This window comes from Bacillus sp. EB106-07-01-XG149, assembly GCF_058791555.1.
In genome coordinates this window covers 76,704-96,819 of record NZ_JBYTDP010000003.1, presented here as the reverse complement: position 1 = coordinate 96,819, position 20,116 = coordinate 76,704, and the positions used below count along the sequence as shown (strand labels likewise).

Here is a 20,116-nt window from a genome sequence, read left to right as displayed (position 1 = left end):
CCTCCACCATATCAATTACTTTTAGTATAGCATACTACAACTCATTTGCTTTACGCTTATGCGTTAATTTTATAATCTGTTTTTCTGTAAAATACGTTAATAAATGCGCATGACATGTAAAGAAGATCACTTGTCTATCTTGCGCAATTTCCTTTATTAGTTCAATTGTGCGATTCGTCCTTACCGCATCAAAATGTACGAAACTATCATCAATAATAAATGGATAATCATGCTCAAACGTTTTCGCTAACGCAAATCGTAACGATAAATATAACTGCTCTGCTGTCGCTTGGCTTAGTTCATGACTGTAAAAACGCATACCGTCGTTACGTTCCACAATAAAAGGTTCCGCCTCTGACGGTGAAAAGATTTTACTATATCGTCCGCCTGTTAAATAGACGAAATACTCTTCTGATTTTTGTAAAATACGAGGAAGATGTACCTCATGATAATATTGCTTCGTTTTCGTTAACACTGTCTTTGCGGCCGCATAAGCAGCCCATTTCTTCACTTGTTCACGCACTTGTGCTTTTTTCATTTCCCATTCGTGCATTAAATCACCGTACGTACTCCCTTCTTCTAAATTCGCGATTTCCATACGATGTTTCGCAATACGCTCTGTCAGTTCTTTTTCCTTTGTAAGACTGTTTTGCATGACTGCAATTTCTTGCTTTAATTTTTCATCATAACCGTCAGCCTCATAATGTTCAGCTAATGATAAACTCGTTAAACGCTGTTCTAACAAATCAATTTGCGGTAATAAACGCCCTACTTGCTTCTCAGCATCTTCACGTTTTTCTGCCAGCTTACCTGCTTCTAAAAACATCTCTTCATCTGTAGAATGTGCAATATGCCATAAACTATCTCGTTCTACTAACAGTTGTTTCAATTGCTCTTGCATGAACTCATACTCTTCTTGCCATTCCGCCAGCTTCTCTTTTCGCTGCTTACAAGTTTGGCGCTTTTCTTTCTCATTTTGCATACGACTTTGTGCCTCGTGCAACTTACTATACTCCGCACTGCCGATAACAGTTTCTAGTTTATGTTCAAATTGCGAAATCATTTCATACAATGAAGATTTCCGAGTGCCTTGTTTCTCTAACTCACGATATAATTGCTGCATTTTTTCCATACGCTCGAACGCCGGTAATATGTGTGCATACGTATAAAATTCAGGGAACATATAGCGCATTTTATACACATTTACTTGTTCGCTAATGCGGAACGTTTCTCTCTCCCATTCCTCATACGATGAAACGACTTTATCATACGCTCGTTCCATTTGCTGTAACTTATACGACTCACGCTCAAATAATTTACGTATCTCTTCATCTTTTTCTAATTGATAACGAACTGACATTGCTTCTTCACTTTGTCTCCCACCAGCACTTTGCTGAAGAGTAAGAAGCTCTTCTTGTAATCCACTTGACGGATCTTTATATAAAACGAGGGCAAGAACAATTCCTACAAAAATAATGACACTAATAAATAAAAGCAGGCGGTTATCTATAAATAAACTCGTGAATAAAACAACTGTGTTAATAAGAAGTAACAGAAGACAAACTCTTTGCCACTGCTTTTTCTTTTGCACTGCCGCTCCTGCTTTTTCCTCATACTTGCGCTTCATTCGCTCTGCGCCCATACCGATAAACGCCGCATCTTGGAATGACTTTTCTTTCTCAACTAGCGTATTTCGTTCTTCATCCGCTAACATTTGTTGCTTAACCTGTTTTATGTTTTCTTCTTGTTCTTCTAATTGCTCCTGTGCTACTTTAAAACGATCGTCAAGCTGTACTTTTTGCGTTTCTAGTTCGCGCGCCTTTTGCACCGTTTGCGTAATTAACTCTTTCGTCGCCAAACTCATATCAAACGAAAGAACTGTTTCTTTTTCAAAAGTAGCACCGATTTGTTGCTCTAGTTCTGCCAGTTCTTCTTTTATATTCGTAATTGTTCCTGTCATATCACGCATTTCTTGGCGTGCATTTTCGTAAGACATATGCTGCATACGAAGTTCTTCTACATAACTTTCTTTTTGTAAAAACGCTTCATCTATTTGAATCGATTCAATTTCCGATTGCACATTCTCTATTTTTTTATGAAGCGAATCAACTTGTAATTGGAGCGGCTCCAGCTTCGCCTTAATCGCTTCATAGCGCGCCATCCCGTTTACAGGAAATTGCCCGCTCTCGTTTTGTAACACTTTCTCATGCGCACGCTTTTCAATAACGAGAGGCTCAAGCGCTGCTAATATTTCATAATCCTGCTTTCGCTTTTCTGCATTCTCTTTTTCCGCACGAACAGAAGCAAGTTTCTCTTCACTTTCTTTTAACTGCTCCACTTGCTTTTCATATGTGCCAATTTTCCCTTGCCACTCTTTCATCTTCTCTTCAAGCTTCTTCATTTCTTGCAGTGATACGTTAATTTCTGGTTTACGACCGCTCGGCTTAAAGCGCTGATCCATTTCTTTCTCTAGCTTTTTATCTAGCTGTAATAACGCATCGCTTCCGACTGCACTTGCCGAAAACAAATAATTTCCGATATCCGCTTCGCCGAGCTGATGAATATTTTGAAGACCGTGCATATCAAATGAAAAGACCGATTCAAATAAACTTTCATTCATCCCGCTTAATATATCGTGTAAAATTTCCTCGCCGCCCGTTTTCCCGTCTTCAAAATAAACGGTCACCTCGCCAGCTGCCGTCTTTGGCAATCGTTCAATTTTCAAAAGGCCGTACTTCTCTGTTTGTACAGTCATCGCACCGCCATACTTGCCGCCTTCTTTCGGCTCATAACGGCGTTGTCCTCTCGTCGGAAAACCGAATAAAATACTTTTCATAAATGAGCGAATTGTCGATTTCCCCGCTTCATTTTCACCGTATAAAACAGTCAGCATTGACAGATCCATTTCCACATTTTCTAATTTTCCGTACCCATAAATATGGAGTTTTTCAATTCTCATTTCTTATCCCTCTCTTGCTGGAATAATTGCTCTAAAATAATATTTTCTGCTTCTTTTTGAATCTCTTTCTTCTCTTCTTCTGTAAAAGATTCAATACTATTACGCGCTACAGGAGATGTCCAAATCGTGCGTAATACGCCGTCCATATTGGTGAAAGCTTCTAACTCTTTTAGCACACTACCGACGAAATGATTTTCCTCTTTCAAACGCTCGATTTCCGCAAAAGAAACCGTCTCATTTTTCCACTTCATCGTATATACAAAATCTTTTCGTTCTTCTCCCGCTGCTAAAATATGAAAAATCTCTTCCACACGCTTTTCATCACGTAAATAAGGAGAAAGTGGTCCCTGCCCTGTAAATACGACAGTTAAAAGCGTTCCTTCCTCTTCTCTTCGGTACTCATTCATCGCACTTGATATAACAGTCATAAGTTCATCAACAGTTTCAATTCCATCAATATTCACTTCTATCTCATCCCACACAACATCCGCCGTATGGAAAAATGAACATTGCGTTCCTTGTTTCGTAAGTTCAATCACGTACGCACCCTTTTCGCCCGTTTCCTTACGATGACGCCCTTGTATATTACCTGGATAAATAATGTATGGCTCTTCAGATAAAATTTCACGTTTATGTATATGACCAAGAGCCCAATAATCAAACTGCTTTTCTTTCAGCTCACGAATTTGAAACGGTGCATAGCGATTATGCTCTGCATCACCTTCCACACTTCCGTGAAGCATACCAATATGAAAAGGCGCATCACTCATTTTCGTATACTGCGCTGTCATATTATCCGTTACCGCTTGCTGCAAATAACTAAACCCGTAAATAGAAGCGAATAGCTCACCATTTTTATAAAATGATTTCTCTTCTACATAAGGCTCCGTAAACACATGAACATTTTCCGGAAACTCAATTGCTGCCCAGCTTCCCCCTAAATGATCATGGTTACCATGAATAATAAAAACAGGGATATCGTACTGCGACAGTCTCTTCATTTGCTCGCGCACAAACACTTGCGCTCTCAAACTTCTCGTCTCCGCATTATACAAATCCCCGGCTAGTAATACGAAATCAACGCGCTCTTGAATCGCTTTATCAACAATACGTTCGAACGATTCAAACGTACTCTGCTTCATTCTCTCCCAAACAGACCGCGGTACACTCATTTCCATCCCTTTAAACGGACTATCCAAATGCAAATCAGCCGCATGTATAAACTTCACTTGTTTCACAAATAACGATCCTTTCTATCTTTCAAAAGTTTCATTTTATCAATATTAAAATTGCTGAAAACTTTAATAAGTAGGCATGAATAGACTCCCCACTAGTTAAAGTTTCACCTTACCCCGTATTAACGGGCAGTAGACAAAGAAGCTTATCTGAAAGTTAACTGCCCATAAATACCCGATTGGTTCAACTAATAATAAGCAGGGGATAAAAAACTCCCCTGCTTATTAAAGTTTCACTTTATTGTAACACGCAATGTCATATATTTCTTTGCATATTCTAGTGATTTATGCCAAAATAGTTATAAGATTCTGATTTTTATCATTGGAGGGAATTTTCATGGGAGTATACGTTCTAACAGTCTTTGAAAAAGATGGTTCAAAAGCATTAGATGAATCGTTCGAGGCGGCAACTGAAAAAGAAGCGAAAGCAAAAGGTGAATCTATTTTACAAGAAAAAGGATTGCACGAAAAAACACATCGCTGTACATCTTCTGCAGGTAAGCTCGTTTTATTCCAGCGCTAAAAAAAGAAGCGTCATCCGCTTCTTTTTACTCTACTATATCTTCGTCACACCACGTAAACACCACATCTAGAATGCGATTACCAATACGTACGCGCTTATTCCATTTTCCTGTTTGGATCTGATGTTGCAATTCTGCTTTCATCTTTTCCGTCCAGTCGTGAATCGTTTCACTACCGGCGTACGGATATACGCTCGGAAACTCTTCCTGCAGTAGATGCAAGCTCTCTGCATCAAAATGAAAATGGAAGAAGTAGTTTGCTGTAAGCGATGGTTCTTGTAATCGTAAAAAATGATCATCAACTTGCTTTCTATTCCTATAGAAAGTAAAGATATTCACTTTACCGCTCGTAATTTGGTCAATTTGAATTTCGTGCTTCTCTATAATCACGTCTTGCCCACCTCGTTATATACTATCCTTAGTATATATGTCTTTTGCAACAAAGTTAACCATTTTCGCGCGAAATTCATTTCCTTCATTATTATCCCGTACCTCCAAGTACAATCAGAACAACTAAAAACAAAGTTGAAGGGGAGCGATCACATGTATTTCGGAAGTAAAGGTTGGTATGTAAAAGAACTTAAAAAATTAGGTATTCGTACTTACGAAGGTAAAAAACTAGAATCATATCGTACGCATGTGTTATCTAGTTTACTTGAGAGAATGAAGAAAGCTTCGGCTTAATAGATGTAGGAAGCGACTGCGGTTGCTTCCTTTTTATATAGTGGATCCTATCTTAACATTCTACCTTTACCGTTATACTCTCTTGATAAAAACCACCCATTATTAACTGCATCTCTATTACCAAATACTCTTCCAGATAATCATTCGTATATATTTTAAATTCTCCATACTTATTAACCCGTCCACTTCCAACAAACGTATCGTCACTTGTTATGACAATTATTGAATGAGGTTCCGCACAGCCCGATACATAATTAGCACCACATTTTACAAAATCTATATTTATTCCCTTATGAATTTTAGTAACCGAATCTATATATTTCTTGTTACGCAAATTATCATCTTGCTCTTCAGCCCTCAAAAGTGCTTGATTCTTGCTAACCTTTTCTGAAGAGAAAGCAACATTCCCCAGCCAATTAAACCTATCAAATATAGTAATAGGTAAAAACATCTAAGTTAACTCCCCCCATTCTTCCATTACGTTCTTCTCATTTTTATGAACTTATAACAATACGTTCAAGGTTGTAATAAAAGAAAACAGCTTTGCTTTTCCATTCAATTTCGCACTGTTAATTTGTATTGAATACATAGAATACTGTTTTTCACCCCAGATACAATGACAACGCTACACAAAATAATCCACGATCCATTAAATGTAAATCCACCTTCAAATGTGTTAGTAATAATTATGTTGCCGATTATTAAAAGAATCCATGAAATGAAATACTGTTTTCCATTTGTAATATATAAAATTCCATCCTCATAACAGACTGTAATTCCCCCACCTTGCCAAACACCAATAGCGAAAGAAAAAAGCATAACTGCCAATAACTCTGCTTGTAAATCTCTAGTCATTGGTTGCGGCGCCGTATAAGTAATAATCCCTATCATCATGAGAAAAGTAATAATATGTATCCAGTTTAATTTTGTTTGTTTTCTTTGCAGCCAAATAAAGAAAATTACTACAGAAATTAAAAACAAAGTTGCCATTTAATTATTCTTCTTCCTTTCCCATATTAAAAACGTCTGTGTAATGCAATTAGAGCGTTCTTAAATCTCTCATACTTTCTAAAGCATAACATGAGAAAATAATAAAAAAATCGTACAAAAGGGCAAGCCTATAATGTACGATTGGGCATATATAATGTTTTAAAAATGAATTAACTTCCTTTCAATAGATACAGCTACTGCTTCTGACCTTGAATTAACACCTAATTTATTGTATATATTTGTTAAATACGCTTTTACTGTTCGCTCAGCTATTCCCATATCGAATGCAATTTCTTTATTCTTATTTCCACGCGCAATAGCTTTCAACACAAACAATTCTTTTTCTGTTAAGTTATTTTCTTCAACCTTATCAGCATATACTTCTTTCCTTTTATAATTCACTATTTTTTCCATAATATTGGGTTGTAGTAAAATCTCACCTCGAATAGCCGCTTCCAATGTTCGAAACAAATTCTCACGATCCGTATCTTTTAGCAAATATCCTTTTGCTCCTAACTCAATTCCCTTTAACATTAATTCGTCTTCGTTATAAGTAGTTAATATAATAATCGGCGTATGATTTTGTTTTTTATTTAAAGCTTCAATTGTTTCTAGACCACTCATTTTAGGCATATTTAAATCCATTAAAATAACATCAGGTTTCTTTTTTTCTATGAAAGAAAGGGCTTCTTCTCCATTTGCAGCCTCACCTATAATTTGAAATGAATCACTCGTTTCTATTATTAATTTCAGACCTTCTCTTACAACGAAATGATCATCCACAATTAATACGTTATACTTCATGTTTATCTCCTTCATTATTGATAGGTACTTGAATACACACTTTCGTACCCTTCATCTTTTCACTCAATATATGTATTTCTCCATTAATCAATCGAACTCGCTCATTTAAGCCAATTAAGCCGTAATGTCCAGGATTCTTACCGATAGATCCAGTGTCAAAGCCCATTCCATTATCTTGAACTTCAATAGTAAGTTTTTCAGGGTTATCGATATATTCAACTTTTAAATTTACATCTGTTGCCTGCGAATGTTTTGCGATATTCGTTAAACATTCACTAATTACATATAAACAATGTTCCTTTACTAAGCTTGAAATATGCGGAGGGCTTTGAATAGTAAATCTCACTTGTATAGACGTAGCCTCAGAAAAACGTTGAACTTCTTCCTCTACTGCTTTATTAAATGAATTGGTAGTATGACGCAAATCATCAATAACCAACCTTGCATCATGTAAAGTTTGTCTCGCTCTTATCATAGTTTGTTTCATAATCTCTTGAGATCGTTCTATATTCCCTTTTTGCATATGGGCATCTATTGCTTCCAATTGCATAATTAAGCTCGCTACACCTTGCGCTAACGTATCATGTAAATCCCTTGCCATTCGCTGCCTTTCATTAGCTAATGTCAATTCTTCTACTCTCATATATGCAGACTCTAACTCTTGAATGTAGCTCTGTATACGATTACGTGCATCATATTGCTGCTTATTAATATAAGAAAAAGGAATAATAATTGCTAGTACTAAAAGGAACATAGAGATAAGAATAGCTACTTTATTCACACCATAATTCATACTAATCGCAATACAAAATATGGCATACATGAGAGTAAAAACTGCCATTACTTTAAATATATTGTTATAAACATATAAACTTTGAGCAATTAAAATAGGGGTTAATCCAACAAAAATAGCTATTGAACCATTTGGTACAATAAATGCAGCAAGAAACACAATGAAGAGTTGTACAAAAAAGAAATACAACAATTGCCTATTTTTTAATGAACTCGCATACCAATGAAAAATAGTATGAATAACAATGACTATTGTAAAAAAGAAACTATCTATTGAGAGAATATTATTACGAAATTCTAAAAGCATTGAAGCTATATATACGAGTGTAATCCATAAAACAATAAACCTTCTTGGAATAAATACCGCTTCCAATACATTTGTATCCACATCTATATTTGAATTCATTTTTTTCATATTCGACCTCCATCATTATATTATACAAGATGCAGCTTACATTTTGATAAAGTGAAGGCTTTTACATACAGCCCGACTCCCACAAATAGCGGGATAAGTCACTTATTCCTCTTCATCCTCATTACCAAATACAAATATGAATTATTGCATATCGAAATGCATTGATGTTTTTGTAAGCGCTTACTATAATGAATTTATAAAGATTTATTACATCTTACTACTAAAGGAGGCAATCATATGGAAATCGCAATGGCAGTTTTAAACTTTGTAGGTGGAGTAATTCCATTAGTTCAAGAGCTTTTAAAAGCATTCATGTAAGGTTATCATTCAGCAATTACTTATAAGAATTATCATACAAATGATCTGTATATCAAAAACAAATTGATACACAGATCATTTGTGTGAGAAAACTTTATACGAGAACTATGTCACCTAGCAGAACAATAATGATACATCTATCTCAAGTTGGAAAAAGACGCTCACAAGGGCGTCTTTTTCTTATATTACTATGTATTCAGGAGAAATCGATTTTATCAAATGGATAAACGATGACTTTCTGTTCCCCTTTATTTTTTGCTAATGAAATAACACCCAAAATCAAAAATGCTATAATAAATCCAATCAAACTAAGGGGGAACATTTATCTTGCACGGAAAATACATTCAATTTCATGAGTTTGGTAACCCAAAAGAGGTATTACAAGTTGAATATAAAAATATAGAACCATTACAAGATAATGAAGTTTTCGTTCGTATGTTGGTTAGACCGATTAACCCATCTGACTTAATTCCAATAACCGGAGCGTACGCACATAGAATTCCGTTACCTAACATACCTGGTTATGAAGGTGTTGGTATTGTCGAAGATGTAGGCGCGGGCGTTACTAGAGACTTTATCGGTAAACGTGTTTTACCGTTACGCGGAGAAGGTACTTGGCAAGAATATGTCAAGACATCAGCTGATTTTGTAGTCCCTATTCCTGATTCTATAGATGATTTTACAGCGGCACAATTATATATTAATCCTCTTACGGCGTGGGTTACATGTACAGAAACGCTAAACTTACAACGTAATAATGTTTTATTGGTGAATGCTTGTGGATCTGCTATTGGACATCTATTTGCGCAGTTATCACAAATTTTAAACTTCCGATTAATTGCGGTTACAAGAAATAATCAACATACAGAAGAATTACTGTGCCTTGGTGCTGCATATGTAATTGATACTTCCACTGCCCCGCTTTATGAAACCGTTATGGAATTAACAAACGGGATCGGTGCAGACGCCGCAATTGATTCTATCGGGGGACCGGATGGAAATGAATTAGCTTTCTCCTTACGTCCAAACGGGCACTTTTTAACGATCGGTCTTCTATCAGGAATACAAGTGAACTGGGCAGAGATTGTCACGAAAGCAAAAGTGCACGCGAACATATTTCATTTACGACATTGGAATAAAGAAGTGTCACCATATAAATGGCAAGAAACGTTTCGTCACTTAATTCGCTTAGCAGAAAATAAGCAATTACGTTTTATGACGGTACATTCTACATATGATTTAGCTGATGTGAAAAGTGCGGTTGATATCGTGCAGTCTGCTGAGAAAACGAAAGGGAAAGTGTTTTTGACGAGTTATTGACTACAATTGAAGGAGCCTTTTTGATTCGCCATTTAAATAGACTAGATCGTACGTTTAGGAATACCTAATTGTAAGTATCTGGTATAATTATATTAAAAGGTGAAAGGAGACTCTAATATGTGGTTACTTACAGCAATTGCGCCTGTTGTAATAGTCGGAGGGATTGTAGTATATGTGATTGAAAGGCTTAAACATAAATATAACAACGGTAACTTAGGTAAGAAAAAATCAAAAAAAGCTCAAGTTTTATTGGATAGTTTCATACCAATGGGAATGCTTTTAGGGTGTTTAATCGGTATAATTGTCGACATATTTTTCCCGAATTATTCATTGTTTACAATTGGTTTAGGAGCTGGAATCGGCTATTTATTTGGTTTTTTCGCCTATGAATTTTATAGCAAGACAGGAAATGATTTTTCATAATCCAAAAGAAATAAGTGAGGACAGTACATAGTAGTCATATACAATATGTACTGTCCTTTATTTTTGCATCAACGTTATCACCTTACCTTCCACATCCTATACACCTTTTTTATTGCTTTTCCTCTCCTCCCTCTTTCGCATATCCGCTTTTTTGTTTTCATTGGTTCTATACCCAAAGTAAAGTAGAGCGCATGTAATAACTGAACCTACAATGTATCCTAAAAAACATCCTAACCAAAACATAATGTGACTGCCTCCAATGCTTTATAAATTTTATGTAATAGATCTTTGTTTCCATGAACTATATACTCTCTGAACCGTTCTCAATACTGCGCTTTCTTACCCATTTACATTACTACCTCTGTTCGTCATACCACCCATTTAACCATTAACTCAAATAACAATTTTATTATTTATCATAAAGTTAACACTTTCGTTAAACATATATAAAGATTGTTGTATTTCTTACTTTTCTCCTTGAAAACAATATATACTACATTTGAAATAAGCGGGTACGTCTGCTTATTATCTAAATTCCCGTGCAATACCCCCTCACGAAATGCTAGGAGCAATCCTAGCATTTTTTACAATAACGTTTTGCCCATTTTCAACACATGTACAGTATAGTTTTTTTCAGCTCATCATTTTAGCACGCTAGTACATTCGCCCTCATCTTATTTTTTCCACTTATAAAAATCCATCCTCTCTTCTTCATTTTAACTTTAATCATGAAACAAAAAAATCCCCTCAAAGCATCAACTTCAAGGGGGAGCCTGTTTTTTATTTACTTATATACGTACAGCTGTACCACTGACAGCAACCATTAACATTCCATCACGAACAACCTCGTAATCTACGTCAATACCAACGATAGCGTTCGCACCTTTTTGTTTTGCAAGTTCTTTCATTTCATCCATTGCAATATCACGAGCCTCTTTTAGCTTGCTTTCGTAAGAACCAGCACGACCACCGACAACATCACGAACAGAAGCGAATAAGTCGCGGACAATATTTGCACCCATAATAGCTTCACCATTTACAATATCGATATACTCAATAATTTCTTTACCTTGAATTCCAGACGTTGTTGTTACAATCATGACTGACACTCTCCTATAACTTATAATTTTTGATTAGCTTTCTTATGTCTTTATTATGACATGGAACAAGCAACTAATCTATTGAATTACCTTACAGGAATGTGACAGTTTTGTAAGAATGAAACGCATGTTATGTTTCATTTTAATAAAGCGCTTTAACATTAGGATACATAAATGATTCTCTATTTTCTTTCCAATCCTTTTCTACTTCTTTAAAAGTTGGTCGCCCTAACTCTTCCTTGTTTTTCTGTTTATGAAACCATTTCTTTACATACTTCTCCCCATTTTGATTTTGAACTGTACAAAGGAAACTATTACTACTATCCTTTAATATTTTTACAATCACGAAAAGACACCTCTTCCCTTTTTAATATCATAATAGAACTTGATCTTTTACTATAAGCCCTTCCTCTCTTATAGTCATACGACTCCTCGGCCGCGCCAAAGTTGTAAGATCAAAAACGATATTCACTATGTTTACATTTTTCATCATTGATATGTGAAGTAAATATTATTTAAAGAAATCGGAGTTATAAGCATTATGCTTATCAAATATTTTATAGATTTCTAACTTATCATCTAATTTTGCATCTACTAAAATTAATATATTTCCATCGTAAATGTATTCTTCATATTTTTTAGCATGTTCTTCGGGAATTCCTAATCCGATAAATGCTCCTATTAAACTTCCAGCTCCTCCGCCAATACCGGCTCCTCCAATAGCTGCTGCGATAGGTCCCGCTGCTACGATTGGACCCATTCCAGAAACGGCAAGTATACCAAGACCTGTTAATAAACCACCGAGTCCGCCTGCTACTCCTCCTGCCACAAGCCCTGTCGCTGAAAAGATATCCGCTTTATGTGCAGTTTCATGATTCACTTTTTCACCCGATTTTTCTTCCAGATGTTCAATTTCCTTTTGATCCTTTGCAATAGCTGAGATATTATCCGCCGAGTATCCTTTATCATTTAATTCATTAATAACACATGCCGCATCATCAATTGTTCTAAAAACACCTACTATTTTTCTATCTACATTCATAACTATTAACCTCCTAAAGTTTTATATAATGTATCTTTATCTTTCTTCATTTCTGTATACACTAATCTTCTTATTAACATAACCATTTACGAAAAAAGCAAATAATAAAAGGATTACAAGCGAACTACTTAACAAGTAAATTAAATCAAATGTAATATCAATCATCATTTCATTCATGTATACCAGACTCCTTTTTATTTAAAGTAAAAGTATATTTTTATAGACTAGAAATCTTATAATTCATCTTCAGTCAATCTCTTTGTAGTATATGTATACCCTTCGTAACCCTTTCTAAACCTAAAATACTATAATTATATTTTTTCTTATTTATATGTTTAACATTTTTTAAAACGGGTATGTTTATATTGTTATGCTTACTATATGGAAAGGAATATTTCGATGAATGCAATCCAATCTACTACTATTCTTTATAATGAAACACCTACAATAACGCAGATTCATCATTTTTATGCTTTAATGACAACATTTCAAACTAATTTATTTATAAGTAAACATGGAACACTTACTTCTATTAAAAGCTTAAGCACATTAATATCCTTTTTCCTTACTGTAAAAAAGAGAGAACTTGTATTATTTATCTTTGAAGGAATAGATGCAAAAAAAGCTTTAAGAACACTCTTTCCTTCTTAAAATTTTTATTATCCCCCTATTCCCTCGATCGTTACTTTTCATATATGTTTTTATATTTCAAAATGATTTCCTCTATTAAAAAAGAACCCCCTAATACAATAGGGGGATTTCTAGTTTGGCCTTATGAAAACTGATATAATATATATTACGTTTTTCATTCTTTACAATTGAAAACTTTTAATAACCTTGAAGGTAGGAATTTTTAATGAAATCGAAAGCAAAATTTAGTATTCGCTACAAAATTATGGCTGGTTATTTAGTTATCATTTTGTTCTTACTTATTTCTTTCATTATGCTAAACAATGAGATTTCTAGTTTACAAAAATCTCGTAATTTTATTATTGATCACGATTTTAAAGTTCTTAATTTAACGAATCAAGTGGAGAAAGAATTGCTAACAATTGAAAATAAAGCGAAAGGATTTATTACTTCTAATGATGCAAATTACGTTCAATCCCTTAACGCTGTAGAAAAGGATTACGAAAAACATTATCAAGATCTTTTTGCTCTATTAGAGGATAACCCCTCTCAGCAAGAAAAATTAAAACAGATTAATGAAAACATCAATAGTTGGATTAATAAAGAGATTCACCCATTAATTACAAATCACAATAGTAATAACATACAAGCAATCGATACGACTCAAATTCAATCATTACAATCGCAGCTAACTAGCTTCCGTGGTGTAGAGGAGCAACTAACGAAAAAAAGAGCTGCACAATTAGATACTGAAAATAATAAATTAGAGCTTTGGTTATACAGTTTATTGTTCTTACTTTCTTGTATTTCCATTATCGTTTCACTTTATATTTCTAATTCCATTACAAAAACGATTAAAAATGTAATTCAAGCTATTAAATCTATTTCTTCTAAAGAAAAAATTACTGAAAGAATTCATGTAAACACACATGATGAAATAAAAGATCTTGCTCATACAACGAACCATCTACTAGACGAAATATCTAAAAGGGAGTGGTTACAAACCGAGCTTGCAGAATTAATTTTAATGTATCAAGGTGTACCTTCTATTGAGATGTTAGGTAACAAAATTCTTAGTGGAATTATACAAAAAACGCAAACTTCTTGCGGTGCATTTTATGTACGTGAAGAAATTGAAGACACTGTCTACTATGTGAAGAAAGCTTCTTTCGCCGATCAAGGTTCTGATGTTGGAAAACAATCCATTAAAAGGGGGGAAGGCTTCATTGGACAATCCGCTTTAGAAAAGAAAAGTTTTATTCTTCGAGACATACCAGAAGAGTTTCGTTACGTTACTACTGGCTTATTAGAAATACGTCCTCAAAATCTACTAGTAATCCCTATCTTATTTGAAGATGAAGTGATTGCAATAATGGAGTTAGTAAGTGTAACTGAGATTTCAGACTTACATCAAGATTTAATTCAACAAACTGTTGATAATCTAGGTTTAACGATCCATAGTATTATGGGACGTATGCGAATTCAAACTCTTTTACATGAATCACAAGCAATGACAGAAGAGCTGCAAGTTCAATCAGAAGAATTGCAAACGCAAGCTGAAGAACTACAAATGCAAGCCGAAGAATTAAGAACAACGAACGAACAACTAGAGTCTAGAACGGAAGAGGCCGAGCAAAAGACAGCTGACTTACAAATTACTAAATCAGAATTAGAAGAAAAAGCAAGTGAGTTATTACGTAGCTCAAAATACAAATCAGAATTTCTAGCAAATATGTCACATGAATTACGCACACCGTTAAATAGTATTTTACTATTATCTGAAATGTTAAAAGAAAATCATGATAATCATTTATCCGATGATGAAATTGAATTAGCAACCGTTATTCATTCATCAGGGAAAGATTTACTTACTTTAATTAATGACATACTAGATTTATCTAAAGTAGAAGCCGGAAAACTAGATGTGATTTTTGAAGCAACGAACATAAGTGACATGGCAGCAAATATGCATCAAAACTTTTTACATATAGCTGCACAAAAAAATGTTGAATTTATGATTGAAGACAGTAATACGATTCCTGATCTGTTTTATACAGATGCAAAACGGATTGAGCAAATTATTAAAAACTTATTATCCAATGCATTTAAATTCACAGAAAAAGGATCCGTCACTTTACATTTCGATTCGATAGAAACAACTAATTTAAGTCATGATATGCAGTCTATAAGTAAAGATTGGATGACAATTTCAGTAAAAGATACTGGTATTGGTATTGCAAAAGAACAGCATCAACTCATTTTCGAAGCCTTTCAACAGGCAGATGGCGCAACGATTCGAAAATATGGTGGTACAGGCTTAGGGTTATCTATTTGTAAAGAGTTTGCTAGATTATTAGGTGGTTGGATTACGTTAGAGAGTAACGTAGGAGAAGGCAGTACTTTCACCGTATATATCCCTAACCTTCCAAATGGGTTAACTGATATACAAGTATCCAATTTAGAAGTCGCAGCAACGATAGAAGATGTTATTCCTGCTGAAGTTATTGAGGAAACTATCGTGATGCCAGAAACAAATAACGTCTTCCAAGAGAAAACTATTTTAATTGTCGATGATGATCATCGAAATATATTTGCATTACAAAATGCATTAGAAAAACAACATGCCAACATTATTACTGCACAAAACGGCATAGAGTGTTTAGAAATACTTAAAAACAATACAAATATTGACCTTATTTTAATGGATATTATGATGCCGAATATGGACGGTTATGAAACGATGGAACATATCCGAATGAACTTAGGGTTACATGAAGTACCTATTATCGCATTAACTGCTAAAGCAATGCCAAATGATAAAGAAAAATGTTTATCTGCTGGCGCTTCAGATTATATAAGTAAACCATTAAATTTACATCAACTCTATTCGGTAATGAGTGTATGGTTAATAAAATAAGTGAGGTTTAGTTTAAGTGGAAAATAAGTATTATAATCTTGATCCATCCGTAGATATGGATAAGCACACGAACTTAGAAATTGAATTACTATTGGAAGCGGTATTTAAACTATCTGGCTTTGATTTTCGCCAATATGCTCGCACATCTATTTATAGAAGAATTTGTAATAGAATGCAGCTCTCTAATATCCCTACCATTTCAAAATTAATTGAAAAAGTAATTCATGAGGAAGGGTTTTTAGAACAGTTATTAAATGATTTCTCCATTAACGTAACTGAAATGTTCCGTAACCCTGCTTTTTTTAAGGCACTAAGAGAGCATGTGATTCCTGAATTAAAAAAGTATCCTGAAATTAGAATTTGGCACGCTGGATGCGCAACCGGTGAAGAAGTATTATCAATGTCCATCTTACTTCACGAAGAAGGATTAAGTGAAAAAGCTGTTATTTACGCAACAGATATGAATACAAATGTGTTAGAAAAAGCAAAACAAGGCATCCTTCCGTTAAATAAAATGCAAACTTATACGAAAAACTATTTACAAGCTGGCGGTACACAAGCCTTTTCTAACTATTATTCAACAGATAGTCGTTTTGCTTATTTTAATCCATCCCTGTTACAAAACATTATTTTTGCGCAACATAATTTAGTAACCGATCAATCTTTTAACGAATTTCATATTATACTTTGCCGTAACGTTTTAATTTACTTTACGAGTAAACTTCAAAACCAAGTACAGCAACTATTTCATGAAAGTTTAGGCCACAATGGGTTCCTATGTTTAGGAAATAAAGAAACTCTCCGTTTTTCACATATAATGCCGCATTATATCCACTTTAATCCTAACGAACAGATCTATCAAAAAATACAATAAAAAGCGTATGAAATCCTCTGTTTGGATTTCATACGCTTTTTATTTCGCATTCGTTTGTATCATAATTAGGCACATATCATCTGATTGTGTTTTCTTCTGTTCTTCCTTATAAAACCCTTCTATCTCTTCTTCTAAATCTCCCCATTTTCTTTCTGTAAAAGCACGTAATTTCTCTTCAGACTCAAATTCATCATTTGCAATTGCTTCAAGAACACCATCTGTAAATAATACAATTTGAGCGTTCTTCTCAAAAGGTATAACTGTCTTTTTAACTTTTATTTCATCAAAAAATCCTACTGCACAACTCCCGCGATTTAGTTCCACTACATTCGCTTCATCAACTAAAACGTATCCAGAAGGATGTCCTGCATTTACATATTCAATTGTTCTCTTTTCTGTATCAACTACTAAGTATATCGCTGTAAAATAATATGGGATATTGTCATTTTCATTATGTAAAAGGGTCATATATTTATTTAAGTCTTTAATGACAAGTTCTGGATCGATTAAACATTTAATCGATTCACGTAATGCAGACGAGATAAACATACAAACTAATGAAGCAGATACACCATGTCCCATCACATCTAATAATATAATACCGTAGCGGTTTTCATCGATTTTATACCAATAATACATATCTCCAGCTAGTTTGAATGAAGGTAAGTAACTTGCTTCAATTTTTATATGATCTTCTCTTAATGGGCTACTTAATAAGTTTCTTTGTACTTGTGTAGCTAAATCTAATTCATTACGAAGGTTTTCTTCTTGTTCTTTATGCCAATTTAATTCCGATTTCAAGCGTAATGCTACACGCATACGCGCTAACAATTCAACTTTATTTATAGGTTTCGTAATATAATCCATTGCGCCTATATCAAGCGCTTCAGCTAATTTATTCGCATCTTCTAAAGCTGTTACAAAAATAATAGGAATATCTTTACACTTCTCCTCATTTTGTAATCGCCTACAAACTTCAAGTCCGTCAATTTCAGGCATCATAATATCTAATAGTATTAAATCAATTTCATTATGCCTGGAAGAATCTTTTCCAAAATGGATGTATTCGAAAAGCTCTTGTGCAGAATTAAGCGATACAAGATCCTGATATCCGGCTTGTTTTAAAATTTTTTCAATTACAAAGATGTTAACCGGATTATCATCGACAATTAAAATGGACACAAGTTATTTCCCCTTTTCTTATTTAAAATGTAAATCTATTATCATTTTCTATTTTTCTAGTATTGCATACTCAGTTACAAAATGAAAATTTCCTACTCAAACATATTTATACAGCAAAAGAACAAACCCCCTAGAAATGAGAGTTTGTTCTTTCACTCTATAAATTTCCACTATTAATTTAACACCATTGCTTTGTCACTTAAAAGACGATCTAATTCTTCCATATGATTTGTTTCATCTGCGATCATATCTTCTAGCTTTACAACTAACTCTGTCATATTTAATTTCGCTGCCTGTTCTTTTCTCGTTTCATAACGCTTAATTGTTTCATATTCTGATTGTCTAGCGTATTCTAACATTTCTCTAACATCTTCTACTTGTTTCACTGGTAAAGGGATCGTAGTAGGTGTACCACCTAGCGTCTTAATTTTCTCCGCTAAATATAGGGCATGTCCTTGTTCATCACTAATTTCAGATTCAAAGAAAGGTTTTAACACTTGTCTATATATACCAGAAACTGTAGCTGCATTATGGTTATACATAATAATTGCTGAGTATTCTCCTGCTAAATCTTCATTCAATCCTTCGATTAGTTCTTTCACATCGTGTGACATTTTTATATCTCCTCCTATACTTAATAACTACCCATTTTCTCATGTTTTAAACATAATTCTTTTAAATTTTTATGTATCTAAAAACGCTGCTTGCTTCAATTTACTTATCGCTTGTCTTTTAATACGAGAAACGTGCATTTGTGAAATACCTAACCGTTCCCCTGTATCCTTTTGATTTAAATTTTCACCAAATATATAATGAATAACACTCTTTTCCGTATCATTTAATACGTTAAAAATATCCTTTAAAACGAGACGTCTTTCTGTCTCTTCATATCCTTGCTCTACTTCACCTACAGATTCAATTCTCGCTACCGAACTTCCATCAGATGAATTTTCAACTACATCATCTAAGGAAGATACTCGATAATTATTTTTCGCATCCATAATTTCTAGCACTTCCTCTTCGGATAGTCCTAAATGATCCGCAATCTCTATAATCTTCGGTGAACGTTGCAGTTGATCTGTTAGCTCCTCTATCGCAAGTTTAATTTTCCCGCCTAAATCTTTAATTCGCCTTGGAACATGAATACCCCAAGTTTTATCACGTAAATACTTCTTTATTTCACCTACTATCGTAGGTATTGCAAATGGCTCAAAAGCATTCCCTATCGAATAATCATACCTTCTTATTGCGCCTAAGAGCCCTAACATTCCTACTTGTATAATATCCTCATGCATCGGCCCACCTTTTGAATAGCGATATGCAATGGAATATACGAGATTTTTATAATGATTAACCAATCTTTCCTGCGCTTCATCACATTGGTTTTGTTGGAATTCTGCAATTAGTTTAATAACGTCTTCTTTAGTAAGATTTGTAGGTTGAGATTGGATTTCCATCATTCTCCACCTGCTCTCTTTGTATATATTTTGTCATTAAAACTGTCATGCCCTCATCATGCATAATTTGTATATCATCCATTAACGTATTTATTAAATATAAACCTAAACCATTTTCCGGCAAATGTTCTACTGGTTTATTAATATCATACGGACCAACTTTACTTTTTAAGGTGCTAAAATCAAAGCTAACTCCATTATCCGCAACCATAATTTCTAATCGATCTTCATATAGACCAAAGACAATTGTAATTTCTCCAACGTCTTCTTTATATGCATGTTGTACAATGTTTGTACATGCTTCACTAATAGCAATTTTCATATCTTCTATATCGTCATAAGCAAAGCCCATTCGATTCGCAACACCAGCCATTGTTAAACGAATAATAGCCACATATTCTGCTTTTGCAGGAATTTTCATTTCTATCTTTTCAAATTTCTCCATCATCCCTA

The 20,116-nt window shown here is 34.2% G+C and carries 22 protein-coding genes and 1 pseudogene; 8 read left to right on the top strand and 15 right to left on the bottom strand.

Going from position 1 to position 20,116, the window contains the following annotated elements:
• Positions 1-34: 34 nt before the first annotated feature.
• Both AC3WTA_RS12775 and AC3WTA_RS12770 read right to left on the bottom strand, forming a co-directional pair.
• Positions 35-2,959: an ATP-binding protein gene (locus tag AC3WTA_RS12775; protein ID WP_001217626.1), complete on the bottom strand. Its 2,925-nt coding sequence runs from the start codon at positions 2,957-2,959 to the stop codon at positions 35-37.
• Positions 2,956-4,197 (bottom strand): metallophosphoesterase family protein, encoded by a 1,242-nt coding sequence (locus AC3WTA_RS12770; protein WP_492332901.1) that lies wholly within the window; start codon positions 4,195-4,197, stop codon positions 2,956-2,958. Before AC3WTA_RS12770 ends, AC3WTA_RS12775 begins: the two co-directional genes overlap by 4 nt.
• Positions 4,198-4,531: 334 nt before the next feature.
• Here AC3WTA_RS12770 and AC3WTA_RS12765 point away from each other — a divergent pair, with 334 nt between their 5' ends.
• Positions 4,532-4,717 carry a YhzD family protein gene (locus AC3WTA_RS12765; RefSeq protein ID WP_000539550.1) on the top strand — a complete coding sequence of 62 codons (186 nt, stop codon included), beginning with the start codon at positions 4,532-4,534 and terminating at the stop codon, positions 4,715-4,717.
• A gap of 25 nt (positions 4,718-4,742) precedes the next feature.
• On the opposite strand, the gene AC3WTA_RS12760 is transcribed toward AC3WTA_RS12765, so the two are convergent.
• A complete protein-coding gene (locus AC3WTA_RS12760; protein ID WP_000582796.1) occupies positions 4,743-5,105 on the bottom strand; it encodes a hypothetical protein in 363 nt (120 codons plus the stop codon).
• 153 nt (positions 5,106-5,258) lie between these two features.
• On the opposite strand from AC3WTA_RS12760, the gene AC3WTA_RS12755 reads away from it, so the two are divergent.
• A complete protein-coding gene (locus AC3WTA_RS12755) occupies positions 5,259-5,399 on the top strand; it encodes a YflJ family protein (RefSeq protein WP_000273536.1) in 141 nt (46 codons plus the stop codon).
• A 52-nt stretch (positions 5,400-5,451) separates the two neighbouring features.
• On the opposite strand, the gene AC3WTA_RS12750 is transcribed toward AC3WTA_RS12755, so the two are convergent.
• From AC3WTA_RS12750 to AC3WTA_RS12735, 4 genes are all read right to left on the bottom strand, one after another.
• Entirely contained in the window at positions 5,452-5,850 is a 399-nt protein-coding gene (locus AC3WTA_RS12750) for a hypothetical protein (protein ID WP_000479663.1), read from the bottom strand.
• 104 nt (positions 5,851-5,954) lie between these two features.
• Entirely contained in the window at positions 5,955-6,389 is a 435-nt protein-coding gene (locus AC3WTA_RS12745; RefSeq protein ID WP_000212316.1) for a hypothetical protein, read from the bottom strand.
• 159 nt (positions 6,390-6,548) lie between these two features.
• The gene (locus tag AC3WTA_RS12740; RefSeq protein ID WP_000876838.1) at positions 6,549-7,193 is read right to left on the bottom strand and encodes a response regulator; all 645 of its coding nucleotides are present in this window, start codon (positions 7,191-7,193) and stop codon (positions 6,549-6,551) included.
• On the bottom strand, positions 7,183-8,400 hold the full coding sequence (locus tag AC3WTA_RS12735) for a sensor histidine kinase (RefSeq protein WP_000738692.1): 1,218 nt from the start codon (positions 8,398-8,400) through the stop codon (positions 7,183-7,185). The genes AC3WTA_RS12740 and AC3WTA_RS12735 overlap by 11 nt, the downstream gene beginning before the upstream one ends.
• Before the next feature lie 136 nt (positions 8,401-8,536).
• Here AC3WTA_RS12735 and AC3WTA_RS12730 point away from each other — a divergent pair.
• From AC3WTA_RS12730 to AC3WTA_RS12720, 3 genes and pseudogenes are all read left to right on the top strand, one after another.
• A pseudogene (locus tag AC3WTA_RS12730) lies at positions 8,537-8,718 on the top strand (hypothetical protein).
• 324 nt (positions 8,719-9,042) lie between these two features.
• Positions 9,043-10,038, top strand: coding sequence for a zinc-dependent alcohol dehydrogenase family protein (locus tag AC3WTA_RS12725; protein ID WP_082181000.1), 996 nt, complete (start codon positions 9,043-9,045; stop codon positions 10,036-10,038).
• 117 nt (positions 10,039-10,155) lie between these two features.
• Complete coding sequence (locus AC3WTA_RS12720; RefSeq protein WP_000266573.1) at positions 10,156-10,461, top strand: hypothetical protein; 306 nt, start codon at positions 10,156-10,158, stop codon at positions 10,459-10,461.
• A 788-nt stretch (positions 10,462-11,249) separates the two neighbouring features.
• On the opposite strand, the gene AC3WTA_RS12715 is transcribed toward AC3WTA_RS12720, so the two are convergent.
• From AC3WTA_RS12715 to AC3WTA_RS12700, 4 genes are all read right to left on the bottom strand, one after another.
• A complete protein-coding gene (locus tag AC3WTA_RS12715; protein WP_000637510.1) occupies positions 11,250-11,561 on the bottom strand; it encodes a YbjQ family protein in 312 nt (103 codons plus the stop codon).
• Positions 11,562-11,703: 142 nt separating this feature from the next.
• The gene (locus tag AC3WTA_RS12710) at positions 11,704-11,907 is read right to left on the bottom strand and encodes a DUF4028 family protein (protein WP_000635858.1); all 204 of its coding nucleotides are present in this window, start codon (positions 11,905-11,907) and stop codon (positions 11,704-11,706) included.
• A 165-nt stretch (positions 11,908-12,072) separates the two neighbouring features.
• Complete coding sequence (locus AC3WTA_RS12705) at positions 12,073-12,603, bottom strand: general stress protein (protein WP_001100080.1); 531 nt, start codon at positions 12,601-12,603, stop codon at positions 12,073-12,075.
• A 36-nt stretch (positions 12,604-12,639) separates the two neighbouring features.
• On the bottom strand, positions 12,640-12,780 hold the full coding sequence (locus AC3WTA_RS12700) for a hypothetical protein (protein ID WP_001004564.1): 141 nt from the start codon (positions 12,778-12,780) through the stop codon (positions 12,640-12,642).
• A gap of 222 nt (positions 12,781-13,002) precedes the next feature.
• Between AC3WTA_RS12700 and AC3WTA_RS12695 the strand changes: the two genes are divergently transcribed.
• From AC3WTA_RS12695 to AC3WTA_RS12685, 3 genes are all read left to right on the top strand, one after another.
• The gene (locus AC3WTA_RS12695) at positions 13,003-13,254 is read left to right on the top strand and encodes a hypothetical protein (protein ID WP_000991707.1); all 252 of its coding nucleotides are present in this window, start codon (positions 13,003-13,005) and stop codon (positions 13,252-13,254) included.
• A gap of 205 nt (positions 13,255-13,459) precedes the next feature.
• Positions 13,460-16,150: an ATP-binding protein gene (locus tag AC3WTA_RS12690; RefSeq protein ID WP_000836700.1), complete on the top strand. Its 2,691-nt coding sequence runs from the start codon at positions 13,460-13,462 to the stop codon at positions 16,148-16,150.
• Between the two features lie 16 nt (positions 16,151-16,166).
• Entirely contained in the window at positions 16,167-17,024 is an 858-nt protein-coding gene (locus tag AC3WTA_RS12685) for a CheR family methyltransferase (RefSeq protein WP_000429061.1), read from the top strand.
• A 39-nt stretch (positions 17,025-17,063) separates the two neighbouring features.
• On the opposite strand, the gene AC3WTA_RS12680 is transcribed toward AC3WTA_RS12685, so the two are convergent.
• From AC3WTA_RS12680 to rsbW, 4 genes are all read right to left on the bottom strand, one after another.
• Positions 17,064-18,206: a fused response regulator/phosphatase gene (locus AC3WTA_RS12680; RefSeq protein ID WP_000025530.1), complete on the bottom strand. Its 1,143-nt coding sequence runs from the start codon at positions 18,204-18,206 to the stop codon at positions 17,064-17,066.
• Between the two features lie 173 nt (positions 18,207-18,379).
• Positions 18,380-18,820, bottom strand: coding sequence for a ferritin-like domain-containing protein (locus tag AC3WTA_RS12675; protein ID WP_000017757.1), 441 nt, complete (start codon positions 18,818-18,820; stop codon positions 18,380-18,382).
• Between the two features lie 69 nt (positions 18,821-18,889).
• On the bottom strand, positions 18,890-19,666 hold the full coding sequence (sigB, locus tag AC3WTA_RS12670) for an RNA polymerase sigma factor SigB (protein WP_002096821.1): 777 nt from the start codon (positions 19,664-19,666) through the stop codon (positions 18,890-18,892).
• On the bottom strand, positions 19,629-20,111 hold the full coding sequence (rsbW, locus tag AC3WTA_RS12665) for an anti-sigma B factor RsbW (protein ID WP_000970215.1): 483 nt from the start codon (positions 20,109-20,111) through the stop codon (positions 19,629-19,631). Before rsbW ends, sigB begins: the two co-directional genes overlap by 38 nt.
• Positions 20,112-20,116: the final 5 nt, after the last annotated feature.